This is a genomic window from Saliterribacillus persicus (genome assembly GCF_003337485.1).
GTDB classification, from domain to species: domain Bacteria; phylum Bacillota; class Bacilli; order Bacillales; family Amphibacillaceae; genus Saliterribacillus; species Saliterribacillus persicus.
In genome coordinates this window covers 169487-183318 of record NZ_QPJJ01000003.1, presented here as the reverse complement: position 1 = coordinate 183318, position 13832 = coordinate 169487, and the positions used below count along the sequence as shown (strand labels likewise).

Genomic DNA, 13832 nt, shown 5'->3' with positions numbered 1-13832 from the left:
TTTTTGAATATATTTTCAGAATATTATTTTTTAGGATTGAAACATTGTTTGTTTAGTGTAGGAGATAAATACTTATTTTCAAATAACCATGACAATTCTGAATAGTATTGATATACTATAATCAAACAATCAAATGTATATTTGAATGAGGTGGAATAATGGTTGAAAAAAAAGTAAAGTTAAATTCTACAGATACTTGTCAAACCTATTGTTATGATGAGGAAGTTGTGAAAAATATACAGCCAATGATAAAAAAGGTAGACGGCTTAGAGTTAATCTTCAAGGCTTTGGCAGATGGTACACGTCTGAAAATTGCTTATGCATTAACCCTAGAAGAAGAGCTTTGTGTTTGTGATGTAGCAAATATTTTAGAAATTACAACAGCGACAGCGTCTCATCACTTACGATATTTACGCAATATGGGAATTGCTAATTACCGAAAAGAAGGTAAACTAGTATTTTATTCTTTAGCACATGCCTCAATTAAAGAAATGATTCAATTAGTAAGTGGAAGCAAGAAGGTAGGTGTTATAGGTGTCTGATGTTAAACAAACCTATCGATTGCAAGGCCTATCCTGTACAAATTGTGCAGCGAAATTTGAGAAAAACATTCAACAAATAGATGGAGTAACCGCCGTTGATTTGAACTTTGGAGCATCTAAAGTAACGGTACACGGTGAAGCAACAATAGAAGAGTTAGAGAAAGCGGGGGCATTTGATAAGATAAAGGTCTATCCAGAAAGAGAAAGCTCTCCTAAAACTCATTTACCATTTTGGAAAAATAAACAATATATAACAATGACAATTTCCTTATTGTTTATAATTAGCGGATATATTCTAGAATGGAATACAAGTGAAGGAAATCTCTTAGCTCTTGCAAGCTTCGTGCTGGCTATTATAATTGGTGGTTATGCATTATTTATAGAAGGTTTAAAAAATTTAGCGAGATTAAATTTTGATATGAAGACACTGATGACAATTGCGATTATTGGTGCTGCTCTAATTGGGGAGTGGGAGGAAGCTGCGATTGTTGTCCTCTTATTTGCAATTAGTGAATTATTAGAATCGTATTCAATGGATAAAGCAAGACAATCGTTAAGTTCGTTGCTTGAGCTTGCACCAAAACGAGCAGTGTTGCAAAGAGATAACGAACTAATAGAAGTAGATGTAGAAGACATTCAGGTTTCAGACACAATCGTTGTGAAACCTGGAGAAAAAATAGCAATGGATGGAGAGATTTCGGAAGGGGAATCTTCTGTGAATCAGGCTCCAATTACTGGTGAATCCATCCCTGTTTATAAAACAAGAGGCGACCAGGTGTTTGCCGGATCCATAAACGAACAAGGTGCGTTGAAAGTAAAGGTTACAAAAAGAGTGGAAGACACGACCATTGCAAAAATCATCCACTTGGTAGAAGAAGCGCAGGCTGAAAAAGCACCTGCTCAAAAGTTCATTGATCAGTTTGCCAAATATTATACTCCGGCAATTTTGTTATTAGCAGCTTTAGTTATTCTCATTCCACCTGTATTTTTCCAAGCCGATTTTAATGCATGGCTGTACACAGGTTTGGCAGTGCTAGTGGTAGGTTGCCCATGTGCATTAGTCATATCTACACCAGTTGCAATTGTAACTGCAATAGGCAATGCTGCTAGAAATGGTGTTCTAATTAAGGGTGGCATTCATTTAGAACAAACAGGAAATTTAGATGCGATAGCTTTTGATAAAACAGGGACTTTAACAGAGGGAAAGCCTGAGGTTACTAGTGTCATTTCAATCAGCGAAAAAACAAAAGATGAAATACTTCAAATTGCTGCTGCTATTGAAACATACTCAGAACATCCCTTGGCCATCGCAATTATTAAAAAGGCAGATGGATTAGAAAAGCTTTCAGCTAGTTCTTTTCAATCGTATACTGGTAAAGGTGCCTCAGCAGAGATAAACGGAGAAATTTTAAAGGTGGGAAATCGTGCCTTATTTGAAGATGTGCAACAACCGTTTGAAAACAATGAAGATTTAATTGGAAAAACAGTAATTTTTGTTGGGAATGAGCAAGAAGTATTTGGTTATATTACAGTAAGTGACCGACCTAGACACAATGTGAAAAAGGTAATGCAGCAAATGAAAGAACTAGGCATCAAGCATACGGTGATGTTAACCGGGGATAGCTCATCAGTAGCAAATGTTATTGCAAAGGAATTAGCAATAACAGATGTAAAAGCAGAGCTTTTACCTGAAGATAAATTAGCAGCTATCTCAGATTTGGAAGCGGAATATGGAAGAGTAGCTATGATCGGTGATGGCATTAATGATGGTCCGGCCTTAGCAAAAGCAAATATTGGGATAGCAATGGGTGGTGCTGGGTCAGATACAGCACTTGAAACTGCTGATATTGTATTAATGGAAGATGACTTAATAAAGGTACCTTATGTGATTAAACTAAGTAAAAAAACAAGAAGGATTATGATTGAAAATATAATGTTAGCACTTGGTTTAAAAGTGATTGCCTTATTATTAATCATTCCTGGATGGTTAACGTTGTGGCTTGCGATCATCGCGGATATGGGGGCAACATTACTCGTGGTTTTAAATGCTTTACGCTTAGCACGAACCTACAAATAGTAAAATAAAAAGGTGCTGTCTTTTAACTGACAGCACCTTTTTATCTAGGATATTTCGCCATTACGTACGATTTCTTTCATCATTTCTTTATTGGGATAATCAACTTCATCATACATCTGAATTGCTTTTTCAATGGAATATGGCACACGGACGTGTGAAGTTTGAAGACTGTTATTGCTCACTTCAACCAATACATATGAAGCTTCTGGAATTCCATCAAAGGGTAAGCCAACACTACCCAAATTAATAATCCTTTTGCCTATTATTACACGACTGTATGCTTGATGTATATGTCCATATAAATAAACATCAGCCTTTTCTTTTTGTGTTAATTCAGCTAAAAGTTTTTCATTAGAATCATTTGGGTTTACGACATCAAAAAGGCTATTTGGTGTTGCATGGAAGGCGTGTATTTTCTTATTGCCTGCTTTTATTATCAGTTCCGTGTCTAAGTCATTTAGAAAATTAATATCTTCCTCTGATAGTTGATTTTTTGTCCAGTCAGCTTCTTTTTGCATAAGCGCTAATGCTTTATCTGGCACCTCACCTTTTTCTACACCTCTAACAACCCATTCGTCTGCATTTCCTTTGATAATTTGAGTGCTATGTTTTCGAACCAATTCGATCGATCTTTTAGGTTCAGGTCCTCTATACGCAATATCACCTAAAACAATGGTTTCCTCTACCCCTTTATTTTGTATGTCCTCTAAAACAGCGTCTAGTGCAATAGCATTCCCATGGATATCTGAAATAAATGCTAATTTCATAAAATCACCCTTTCTTTTCTCCATCATAATAAAGGATTTCAAATAATCCAAGTGATAATTCTCACTACCTTGTAAGTTTCAATCATGTATACTAGAATTAATACTTTTAGGAGGTAATAGTATGCAAAAACAAAAATTAACAAATTTTATTCTTTTTGATTCTAATAAATTCACCAAGCGCATTATTTTTAAAGAAGGGGCAAGCACTGCGTTTATGTTGAATTTTTCTGGTGATCAATCTTTACCAGCCCATAAACATCCTGGATCACATGTTTTTTTACAGGTTATAAGTGGTGGTGGTGCTTTTATTATAGATGGAGAGGAACACGCAGTTAGTGCTGGTGATTATTTATTTGTAACTGGTGAGGAAGAATTAGCTTTTCAAAATAATACGGATGCAGAAACAAGTATTCATGTTTTATTAAATCGAACGCCAGATGAGAGATTCGCAACTAACATTTAATCATGTTAAGATTAGAACAATTAACCTATGCCTTAAGTTAGGGTATAGGTTTTTAATTTTGAAAAACGGGAAAAGATAAAAGTAAAGTAAAAAAAGATTGGAGGTAATGAAGGTGTATTCTACAATGACAAATGAGTTACCGTCTTTTATTCGGGTAGAATTAGAAGATTTATTCAAAAAAATTAGTCCATTAGTGAAAAAGAATACTAGATATGTCATGTTTTCTATTCCAATTATTATTGTCTCAGTCTTACAATTGATATTTTTCTTGTTTACGAATAGTTATACTTCAAACACATTAATGTTGTCATCTGTTTATGCGTTGATGGCTGCAATAGGATTTGCCCTTTATCATGAATCTAAATTTATTAAAAGAAAAATGAGAAGTATCCAAAACTTACATATTATTGAACGAATTAAACATAGTAAATATGCAAACGATTATCAAAAGGATGTATACATAAAACTAATTGAATCACAACCAAACCTTTCGTTACAGCATTTCATGCGCTTTCTAACGGAAGAAAATCAAAGGAAAAAAATTGTATAATATAGCTTTTTAAAAAGTCTCTTAACTCTAGTTAAGAGACTTTTATTTGAGGTATAAATTCTTAAAAAAGAACAATATATCTAAAAATAAGTTGACTTGTTCTTTATAAAGAATTAAACTTGAGTTAGATACCTTGTTATTTGTATCTATCATTTATAAAAATATGATTCGCAAATGAGTAGAATGTGAGGGGTTAGAATGATAGGTGATAATATTAACCGCATTCGTAAAGAAAAGAATTTAACTTTGTCAGAACTAGCAGAACGTGCACAAATATCTAAGTCATATTTGAGTAATATTGAACGGAACTTAAATGATAATCCATCAATTCAAATTTTAGAAAAGATATCAAAAGTATTAGACGTAAGTCTGATTACATTAGTAGGAAACATTAATCAAAATGATGATGAATATAATCAAGAAAGCGTTAGTCAGACTCTAGATGAATTAGGTATAAAAAAAGAAGAGTTGATCGCTTATAAGCCGGTCTTTGAATTTGTGAAATGGAAAAACAAACAGAAAGAAATAGATAATGTAGCTTCTAACGCTATAAAAAAGAATGATTGATTCCAATACTTGAAAGGAAGATTAAATATGGTGAAGGGAAATCGCTTATTAATTGTTCTTGATCTTTACGATCCTATATTAACCGAAGAAGAAATGCTTTATTTTGTTTCTGTAATGAGCGAGCAGGCTACAGAAGTTGACATTCAACTATTAACACCAAAATTATCGCTTGCAAGAAAACTTCGGACATTTGGTAAAGTATTACCGCCCATCAGGATGATCAGTAGTGAATTAGAGAAGAATGTAACGAGTTGGCAATTTCAATTAAACTTACTAGAAATAAGCATGCACTTGAGAAAATTAACGTATCTAGCTCCCAATTTATCAATATTGTGGTGGTCCGATATAAAGTCTCGTATTCAAAATAATTGTTATTTGTACACGCAAGCGATAACGCTATCTCAAGGTATTTCATCTTACTATGTTGCAGATATGGTTCAGGCGGAAAAGAAGTATATGTGGCTACACACCAATACTTTTTTCACTGGTGAGTGGAAGAAAGTACAATCAAATTATTTTGAAAAATTTGAACAAATATTCACTGCATCTTTATCTGTGAAAGCTTTCTATCAACAACATTACGAAACGAGCGATCTAAAGTGGATTTCCTATGCTCAAATTAACTATGCTCGGATATTAAATAAATTGATTGCTTGGCAACAGGATACACATAAAAAGATTAAGGAAGATTACCTTTTGACTTATCAACCTTCTATTTCGCAAATGGAAACAAGAAGAATATTATCATTTTTACAAAAAATTAAACATAATCAAGACAATGTGTACTGGGTTATTATCGGTGAAATAGAGAATGAAGAAAAATTCAGACGTCAATTGCAACAGTTTCAATTAGAAGGTTATGTTCAGCTTATTCAAAAAGGTATGTATGCATACAGTTTCTTTTCCAAAGTAGATAAATATATCCAGTTAAATACTGATAATAAAATGACATGGGCTGCATGGGATGCCGTAACTCTCGGCATGCCAATTCTTCATCTGTCTGGTAAGCAGGAAGTATCATGGAAAGCATGGTTGGATATGGCTAAAAGATAAAAATAAGTTATTTTAGTATGAATGTATTGCAATAAAATTAATTTTGTAGTAATGTTCTTTATATAGAATAAGAAGTCGTATAGTCATATATTAAAAAAGGATAATTAGTGTCAGACTCTTTAAAAAAGAAAAGCGACAAAGTAAGATTTAAAAGGTGTGAAATACACGTCATTTTTTAGCGGAAAATGTTCTTAATTAAGAATTTTCAAAAGGGTGATAACGATGGTGTATTTATAATGAACGATGATAAGTAGCTATGTACTATAAAAATTTTTAGTGAATTTGTAATATAAAAAAAACGTTTAAATTAAATATTTTCATTTATTAGGCAAATAATACTAAAATGTTCTTTAATAAGAATAGGTTTTAGGGTATAATAACGGTATTGTAGTTATTTTAACCTTGTTTTTCAAGGATGAAAGTCATATGTAACGATCGATTAAATAATAAATAACATTTTTATCTAAGGGAGTTCGTTTTGTAAGGAATAATAAAAAATGGGGGTTACTAACTTGAGCAAACACACAGTAGTCGTAGCAGAATCGCAAACACTTTTTAGAGATATGATCACAAATTTTGTCGAAGATATGGATGAATTTAGTGTAATTGGCAAATTAACAAATGGTCAAGAGGTAATTGAATTTATCGAAGAAAAGGAAATTAGACCCTACCTTTGTTTATTAGATATCCATATGCCTGTGATGGATGGTTTAGCCTGTGCGAAGAAACTTAAAACCGAATACCCGGATATGAAGGTAGTACTATTAAGTGCATATGATGATGAAGAATCGATTGAAACAGTTTTATCGGTATGTGCAGATGGCTATATTTTAAAAAGCTCAGGGCTGAAGGAATTTAAAGATATTTTAAGGTTTATAACAGAAGGTAAATTTGTAGCACCGCAGAAGCTTGTCCAGTATTTCTCAAAAAGACTAGATGCGCTACTACAAATAGAACGAGAAAGCTCTCTTCATTTTATTAAAGAACATTTTGCTGATCGAACAGATTTAAATAAGCGTGAATGGCAAATTATCCAATTGTTGAAAAAGGGTTGGACAAATCGCATGATCGCTGAAGAGTTATCTATTTCAGAGGGTACAGTTAAAAATTATTTATCACTTGTATACAAAAAGCTTGATATCAAAAATAGAGTAGAGCTTTTACAAATGCTCTCAAAAATGACTGGGTAAATTAAAGCTTATTTCTGACTTCATTAGGTGCTTTACCGTGATATTTTTTGAAAACGCGATGGAAGTAAGAATAAGAACCGAAACCACAATTATCCGAAATTGTTTCTAAGGTCATAGTTGTATATTTCATTTGATTTAATGCAGCCGAAATTCGTATTTCTTGTGCATAATCTAACATTGTTTTAGCTAAATTTTCTTTAAATAGATGCACACAGCGTGAGACGCTAAGATCACAATGCTTCGCTACATCTTCCAGACGAAATCCTGGCGTCGTTGCGTGTTCTTCTATGTACCGCATCATTCGAGTAACTACATATGGTCGATGATAATTTGTAGCACGGTCATCGATTAACCTTTTAAGTGAAATAGATAGAGCTTTCAGCAAATAATGGGAAAGCTCTTCATTTTGTTCTTTTTTTGGTCTTCTTTCTTCTAAAATAATATGGTGCCATAGAGAAATAAGCGTATCCTCTAACTCAATCTTTGTAATGGCAGGTGAATCACGAAATAAATTATCGATCCATTCACCCTCGCACAAAAGATGAAAATCACCACTTTTATTCCCCTCATCCACCCATAATTCATACTTTTCAGAAGGCTTTACAATAAGTAAGTCCCCTTTTTTAATTCGACTCTTCTTTCCTTTCACAGTAACTTCTGCAATGCCATCTGTTTGTAAGCGAAATAGATAAGAAGCTAATCCAGAACGATGTGCAGTATGATACTTCTTTGCATGGTAAGAATAACCACAAAATCGAATTTTCATTTTCTTCCCCAACTTTCAATAGCAAAATAGTTCATGTTTTAATTATATCATTTATGTTCATTTCATTGCGAATCCTTTATGATGTAATCAAATAGGTAAGGAGGGAATCGGTAAGATGCAAATATTAGTATGGAATGAATATAGACACGAAAAGAAAAATAACGAAGTTGCAAAAATATATCCAAACGGTATCCATGGAGCTATAAAATCTTTTTTGGATAACGATGAGGATCAAGTATTAACTGCAACTTTAGATGAAGAAAATCATGGATTATCAGATGAACTTTTAGAAAATACAGATGTATTAATTTGGTGGGGCCATTTGGCGCATCATGAGGTTGCAGACGAATGGGTGGAAAAAATCCATCAGCGTGTGTTACAGGGAATGGGTTTAATCGTACTGCATTCCGGTCACTTTTCTAAAATCTTTAAAAAGCTTATGGGAACAAGCTGTGACTTAAAGTGGCGTGAAGCAGATGAAAAAGAACGCCTGTGGGTGATAGATCCGAGCCATCCAATTGCAAAAGGGATTGGAGAATACATTGAGCTTGAAAAAGAAGAGATGTATGGAGAGCATTTTGATATCCCCACACCAGAAGAGCTTGTATTTATGAGTTGGTTTGAAGGTGGAGAAGTATTCCGCTCTGGTTGCACATATAGAAGAGGAAACGGAAAAATATTTTATTTTAGACCTGGTCATGAAGCATATCCGACTTATCATCAAGCACAAATTCAACAGGTCATCAAAAATGCTGTAAATTGGGTAGCGCCAGTAGGTAGAGATTATCCTACTTATGGAAATGCAAAACCATTAGAAAATATAAATAAATAGGAGGAATGATTTTATTATGGAAAAATTAAAAGTAGCAGTGATTGGATGTGGAAGTATTGCCATCCATCGACATTTACCTGAGTACGATAACCATCCAGATGTTGAAATTGTAGCAGTATGTGATGTATTAGAAGAAAGAGTGCAGGAAACAGCATTGAAATATGGAGCAAAAGCATACACTTCGTATAAAGAGGCTATCGTTGATCCTGAGGTTCAAGCTGTAAGCGTTTGCCTTCCAAACTATTTGCATGCACCTGTGACAGTATTTGCTTTGGAAAATCACAAGCATGTGTTATGTGAAAAGCCTATGGCAACATCTGATGAAGAAGCAAAAAGCATGATCGAAGCGGGAGGGAAATCCGGTAAGACATTGATGATTGCACATAATCAACGATTTGTTCCGTCTCATCAAAAGGCTCGTGACTTAATTGCAGAAGGTGCACTAGGAAAAATTTATAGCTTCAGAACAACATTTGGTCATGGCGGTCCTGAAGGCTGGAGCATTGATGGGGCAGATAGTTGGTTCTTCCGTAAAGAGGAAGCTTTTATAGGTGCATTAGGAGATCTTGGTGTGCATAAAGCTGATCTTATTCGTTATATATTGGGAGAAGAATTTAAAGAAGTCTCTTCATTGGTAGAGTCATCTGCAAAAGAAAATAGTAATGTTGATGATCAAGCAGTAGCTGTGTTAAGAAGTGAATCCGGTATTATCGGCACATTAACAGCTAGTTGGGCTTATAACGCAGGAGAAGATAATTCCACTGTCATTTACGGGGAGAAAGGGATGCTGCGTCTAGAAGAGCATCCAACGTATAGTTTAATCGCGCAATACAATGACGGTTCAAAAGTGAATTATGAATTAGGGCAAATTCAGACTAATAAAATAGCTGAGCAAACTTCTTCAGGTGTTATTTCTCATTTTGTAGAGAGCATCGAAAACAATACTAAACCATTGATTTGTGGGGAAGAAGGATATAATTCTCTTAAAATTATTTTAGCAGCTTTAGAATCTAATGAAACGAAAAAGACAATAGCAATAAACTAATGCAGATATAAAAAGCGTACGAGGAGGAATCGAAATGAAGTTAGGTGTGTTTACCGTTTTATTTGGTGAGAAATCCTTTGAGGAAATGTTGGATTATGTTAAAGCAGCTGGACTTGATGCGGTAGAGATTGGAACAGGCGCATATCCTGGAAACAGTCATTGTGATATTGACAGCTTACTTAAAGATGAAGGTAAAAGAAATGAATATTTAAAAAAGGTAGAAGATCGCGGACTTTCCATTAGTGCATTCAGTTGCCACGGTAATCCTTTGACGCCAGATGATAAATTTCGTGAAGAGAGTGACGTTGCATTAAGAAAAACGATTGAATTAGCAGGATTAATGAAAGTGCCGGTCGTTAATTGTTTTTCTGGTACGCCAGGAGATCAAGAGGGTGCGAAATACCCAAATTGGCCTGTGGCACCATGGCCGACAGATTTCTCTGATTTACTAGAGTGGCAATGGGAGAACAAATTGATCCCGTATTGGAAGGAAATTGGTGCACTAGCTGAGAAAAATGATGTGAAAATCGGGATTGAGTTACATGCAGGGTTTTTAGTGCATACCCCTCATACAATGCTCAAATTACGTGAAAGAACATCAAAAGCTATTGGTGCAAATTTAGATCCAAGTCACCTCTGGTGGCAAGGCATTGACCCTGTTGCAGCCATAAAAATATTAGCAAAAGAAGATGCAATCTACCATTTTCATGCAAAGGATACGTATATTGATCAAGATAATGTCAATATGTATGGATTAACGGATATGCAGCCATATGGAAATATTCAAACACGCGCGTGGAATTTCCGCTCAGTAGGCTGTGGACATAGTATGCAGGATTGGTCCAATATGATGAGTGCATTGCGCACATTTGGTTACGATTATGTCGTTTCAATTGAACACGAGGATCCAATTATGTCTATTGAAGAAGGATTTAATAGAGCTGTAACGAACTTGCAAACAGTTTTAATTACAGAGCAACCAGCTGACATGTGGTGGGCATAGCTTTAGAGGAGGTAAAGAAATGGAAAAATTAAAAGTAGCCATTATCGGAGCGGGTGGGATTGCTTCAGAAGTACACATCCCTTATTATTTACAGCATACAGATCGTATTGAAATTGTAGCCATTACAGATATTGTGGAAGAACGAGTAAGAGCAGTAGCTACTAAATTTGATATTCCACATGTATTTACTTCGTATGATGAAATGCTGAATACAATTGAAATTGATGCGGTTAGTGTATGTGTACCGAATAAATTTCATAAAGAGGCAACCATTGCTGCATTAAATGCAGGTTGTAACGTGCTTTGTGAGAAACCACCAGCAATGAATGTACAAGAAGCCGAAGAAATGGAAAGAGCTCAACAAGATTCTGGGAAAATTTTAATGTATGGTTTCCATTATCGATTTCAACAAGAAGTACAGACAGCAAAAAGGTTTGTTGAAGGTAATGAATTTGGATATATCTATTCTGCACGTGTGAAAGCGGTTCGAAGACGAGGTATTCCAGGCTGGGGTGTGTTCACCAATAAAGAGCTTCAAGGTGGTGGCCCACTAATCGATATCGGCGTTCATATGCTCGATACTGCCTTATATTTAATGGGATATCCAGAACCGGCAGTTGTTTTAGGTCAAACGCACCAACATTTAGGAAAAAGAAAAGGTGTTGGTCTTTCTGGAGATTGGGATTATGAAAATTTCACAGTAGAAGATATGGCAGTAGGAATGATTACATTTAAAAATGGTGAATCGCTACTACTTGAAACAGCCTTTGCTGCAAATGTAGAAAAAAAGGATACGATGCAGGTTTCATTAATGGGTGATAAAGGCGGAGCTGATATCTTTCCATTAAAAATGTATCAAGAAAAGCACGATACACTAATAGATGTAACGCCAGCCTATTTACCAGAAGTTGAAGGACATCAGGCGGAAATTGCTCACTTTATTGAGCATTGTTTAAATGAAACTACACCAATTACGACTGCTGATCAAGGTACGAAAATTCAAAAAATAATTGATGGCTTATATAAATCTGCTGAAACAGGTAAAGCCGTTATTATAGACTAAAGAAGAGGTGAGTAATAATGGGTAAAATAGCAATTCAATTATACTCTGTAAGAAATCATACAGAAAAGGACTTAACTGGAACGATTAAAAAGCTAGGAGAAATGGGCTATGAGGCCGTACAATTCGCTGGTTTTTTTGACACACCTGCAGAGGAACTAAAAAAAGCAATGGATGAAGCTGGAATTGTAGCAGCTGGTAGTCATATGCCTTACAACTCATTAACTGGGGATAATCTAGAAGCTTCATTGGAATACAACCGTAAAATAGGAAATGATTTAATTATATGTCCTATTCTACCTGAGGAATTACGAGAAGATGAAGGAAGCTACTACAGAGCAGCAGAATCTCTAAACGAAATTGGACAAAAATGTAAGGATGCTGGTTTCACATTTGCTTATCATAATCACAATATGGAATTTTTCGACCTTGGTAATGGTAAGCGTGGATTTGATATTATTTTTGAAGAAACAGATGCAGATTTAGTGAAAGTAGAACTAGATTGTTATTGGACTACCCATGCTGGTTATGATCCACTACAAGTAATTAATGCCTATGAAAATCTAGTTGTTTCTTTGCATATTAAAGATATGCTCGAAAAAGATGGAGAAAAACGCAGCATTGAAATTGGTCACGGTTCACTTGATATTAAATCATTATGGACTGCAGGAGAAGCAAATGGTGTCGATTGGTATGTGATTGAGCAAGAGCAATTTGATGGTGATCCATTAGATAGCGCTAAAGTAAATGTAGAAAATCTTAAAAAAGTAATTGGATAATTTAATATTGTATTAAAAGAGATGGAGCAAATGTGCTTCATCTTTTTTATAGACGATTTTGTATTTCTCTCTTAATTTTCATCTCTAAAGTAATCAACTGGATTTTTATGTTAAAATACTGGAAGAGTTCGTTAAAAATATAAAGTACTAACTTGCAGGTTGTTGAAGAGGGATGAATGTTTGTATAGTGCCGTTGGAGGTGGTTTAGATCATAGCAATGATAAGTGGCTTTCTTTATCTAATAATTCTTTTTACTATATCAACGTTATTATTCTTATCTTTACTTTCAATATTAAGCACAACTGAACCTCTTATTGCCTATTTATTGTCGTTAATTTTTACCCACTTGATTTTAAATGCGTTTGGAAAAATTGGTAAGAAAAATAGATAATTTCACTATTTATTTTTTATAACATGTTATCTGAGACAAGCAGTTAACGTGCTTTCTCTTTATTATTGATTACCATAAAGAGAGATAGGGTATAAGATGTATAAAGAAAGAATATGTAATGGAGGTATAAGTGATGTTAAAATCATTGTTTAAGAAAAAAGAAGTAAATTTTAGTATGGTTGCGCCGATTACAGGTAAAGCGATAGCGCTTGAAGAAGTTCCTGATCAGGTTTTCTCACAAAAAATGATGGGTGATGGCATTGCTATAGAACCAGCTTCACATGAAGTTGTCTCACCAATAGATGGAGAGGTTGTCGATGTATTTAAAACGAAGCACGCGATAAGTCTTAGAACAGGTGCAGGTGCAGAGTTTTTAATTCATATGGGCCTTGAAACCGTAAACCTTAATGGAGATGGATTCGATATCCATGTTGAAAATGGACAAAAGGTGAAAAAAGGAGATAAGTTAGCTTCCTATGATATCACTAAAATTGCAGAAATGGATTATAAAGTAGTTACTCCAATCATCTTATTAAATGGTGATGACTTTGAAATCACAAGCTCTGCTGCTGGAAATGAAGTAACTGCAGGAAGCGATGTTTTAATGGAAGTGAACAAAAAATAAGTAGATTTTACTTGATAGAATTAGACAGAAATCTTCTTCAATTAGAGTAAATAAACCGCATGATATCATGATGTATAATCAGATGTCATGCGGTTTCTATTATCTAGAGCCATTTACATTCC

Annotated in this window: 15 protein-coding genes; 13 read left to right on the top strand and 2 right to left on the bottom strand. The window is 34.5% G+C overall.

Annotated features, from left to right (window positions below; genetic code table 11):
* Positions 1–158: 158 nt before the first annotated feature.
* Entirely contained in the window at positions 159–542 is a 384-nt protein-coding gene (locus tag DFR57_RS04515; protein ID WP_114351966.1) for an ArsR/SmtB family transcription factor, read from the top strand.
* Positions 535–2619, top strand: a complete 2085-nt coding sequence (locus tag DFR57_RS04510) for a heavy metal translocating P-type ATPase (protein ID WP_114351965.1) — start codon at positions 535–537, stop codon at positions 2617–2619. The genes DFR57_RS04515 and DFR57_RS04510 overlap by 8 nt, the downstream gene beginning before the upstream one ends.
* A gap of 44 nt (positions 2620–2663) precedes the next feature.
* Here DFR57_RS04510 and DFR57_RS04505 read toward each other — a convergent pair whose 3' ends face one another.
* On the bottom strand, positions 2664–3386 hold the full coding sequence (locus DFR57_RS04505; protein ID WP_114351964.1) for a metallophosphoesterase family protein: 723 nt from the start codon (positions 3384–3386) through the stop codon (positions 2664–2666).
* 121 nt (positions 3387–3507) lie between these two features.
* Between DFR57_RS04505 and DFR57_RS04500 the strand changes: the two genes are divergently transcribed.
* From DFR57_RS04500 to DFR57_RS04480, 5 genes are all read left to right on the top strand, one after another.
* Positions 3508–3849 carry a cupin domain-containing protein gene (locus tag DFR57_RS04500; protein WP_114351963.1) on the top strand — a complete coding sequence of 114 codons (342 nt, stop codon included), beginning with the start codon at positions 3508–3510 and terminating at the stop codon, positions 3847–3849.
* A 112-nt stretch (positions 3850–3961) separates the two neighbouring features.
* Positions 3962–4399 (top strand): DUF5392 family protein, encoded by a 438-nt coding sequence (locus DFR57_RS04495; protein WP_245937387.1) that lies wholly within the window; start codon positions 3962–3964, stop codon positions 4397–4399.
* Between the two features lie 198 nt (positions 4400–4597).
* Complete coding sequence (locus DFR57_RS04490) at positions 4598–4966, top strand: helix-turn-helix domain-containing protein (RefSeq protein WP_114351962.1); 369 nt, start codon at positions 4598–4600, stop codon at positions 4964–4966.
* Between the two features lie 27 nt (positions 4967–4993).
* Positions 4994–6019: a hypothetical protein gene (locus tag DFR57_RS04485; RefSeq protein ID WP_114351961.1), complete on the top strand. Its 1026-nt coding sequence runs from the start codon at positions 4994–4996 to the stop codon at positions 6017–6019.
* Positions 6020–6531: 512 nt separating this feature from the next.
* Complete coding sequence (locus DFR57_RS04480; RefSeq protein ID WP_114351960.1) at positions 6532–7209, top strand: response regulator; 678 nt, start codon at positions 6532–6534, stop codon at positions 7207–7209.
* Position 7210: 1 nt separating this feature from the next.
* On the opposite strand, the gene DFR57_RS04475 is transcribed toward DFR57_RS04480, so the two are convergent.
* On the bottom strand, positions 7211–7975 hold the full coding sequence (locus tag DFR57_RS04475; protein ID WP_114351959.1) for a helix-turn-helix transcriptional regulator: 765 nt from the start codon (positions 7973–7975) through the stop codon (positions 7211–7213).
* Between the two features lie 115 nt (positions 7976–8090).
* Between DFR57_RS04475 and DFR57_RS04470 the strand changes: the two genes are divergently transcribed.
* From DFR57_RS04470 to DFR57_RS04445, 6 genes are all read left to right on the top strand, one after another.
* On the top strand, positions 8091–8807 hold the full coding sequence (locus tag DFR57_RS04470; protein ID WP_114351958.1) for a ThuA domain-containing protein: 717 nt from the start codon (positions 8091–8093) through the stop codon (positions 8805–8807).
* A 16-nt stretch (positions 8808–8823) separates the two neighbouring features.
* Entirely contained in the window at positions 8824–9852 is a 1029-nt protein-coding gene (locus DFR57_RS04465) for a Gfo/Idh/MocA family protein (protein WP_114351957.1), read from the top strand.
* A 34-nt stretch (positions 9853–9886) separates the two neighbouring features.
* Positions 9887–10855, top strand: coding sequence for a sugar phosphate isomerase/epimerase family protein (locus DFR57_RS04460; protein WP_114351956.1), 969 nt, complete (start codon positions 9887–9889; stop codon positions 10853–10855).
* A 19-nt stretch (positions 10856–10874) separates the two neighbouring features.
* Positions 10875–11918 carry a Gfo/Idh/MocA family protein gene (locus DFR57_RS04455; protein ID WP_114351955.1) on the top strand — a complete coding sequence of 348 codons (1044 nt, stop codon included), beginning with the start codon at positions 10875–10877 and terminating at the stop codon, positions 11916–11918.
* Positions 11919–11935: 17 nt separating this feature from the next.
* A complete protein-coding gene (locus DFR57_RS04450; protein ID WP_114351954.1) occupies positions 11936–12694 on the top strand; it encodes a sugar phosphate isomerase/epimerase family protein in 759 nt (252 codons plus the stop codon).
* 524 nt (positions 12695–13218) lie between these two features.
* On the top strand, positions 13219–13710 hold the full coding sequence (locus tag DFR57_RS04445) for a PTS sugar transporter subunit IIA (protein ID WP_114351953.1): 492 nt from the start codon (positions 13219–13221) through the stop codon (positions 13708–13710).
* Positions 13711–13832: the final 122 nt, after the last annotated feature.

Coding starts and splice junctions, on each gene's coding strand:
- DFR57_RS04515 (WP_114351966.1), top strand. CDS start 159: ATGGTTGAAAAAAAAGTAAAGTTAAATTCTACAGATACTTGTCAAACC.
- DFR57_RS04505 (WP_114351964.1), bottom strand. CDS start 3,386: ATGAAATTAGCATTTATTTCAGATATCCATGGGAATGCTATTGCACTA.
- DFR57_RS04500 (WP_114351963.1), top strand. CDS start 3,508: ATGCAAAAACAAAAATTAACAAATTTTATTCTTTTTGATTCTAATAAA.
- DFR57_RS04490 (WP_114351962.1), top strand. CDS start 4,598: ATGATAGGTGATAATATTAACCGCATTCGTAAAGAAAAGAATTTAACT.
- DFR57_RS04485 (WP_114351961.1), top strand. CDS start 4,994: ATGGTGAAGGGAAATCGCTTATTAATTGTTCTTGATCTTTACGATCCT.
- DFR57_RS04475 (WP_114351959.1), bottom strand. CDS start 7,975: ATGAAAATTCGATTTTGTGGTTATTCTTACCATGCAAAGAAGTATCAT.
- DFR57_RS04470 (WP_114351958.1), top strand. CDS start 8,091: ATGCAAATATTAGTATGGAATGAATATAGACACGAAAAGAAAAATAAC.
- DFR57_RS04465 (WP_114351957.1), top strand. CDS start 8,824: ATGGAAAAATTAAAAGTAGCAGTGATTGGATGTGGAAGTATTGCCATC.
- DFR57_RS04460 (WP_114351956.1), top strand. CDS start 9,887: ATGAAGTTAGGTGTGTTTACCGTTTTATTTGGTGAGAAATCCTTTGAG.
- DFR57_RS04455 (WP_114351955.1), top strand. CDS start 10,875: ATGGAAAAATTAAAAGTAGCCATTATCGGAGCGGGTGGGATTGCTTCA.
- DFR57_RS04450 (WP_114351954.1), top strand. CDS start 11,936: ATGGGTAAAATAGCAATTCAATTATACTCTGTAAGAAATCATACAGAA.
- DFR57_RS04445 (WP_114351953.1), top strand. CDS start 13,219: ATGTTAAAATCATTGTTTAAGAAAAAAGAAGTAAATTTTAGTATGGTT.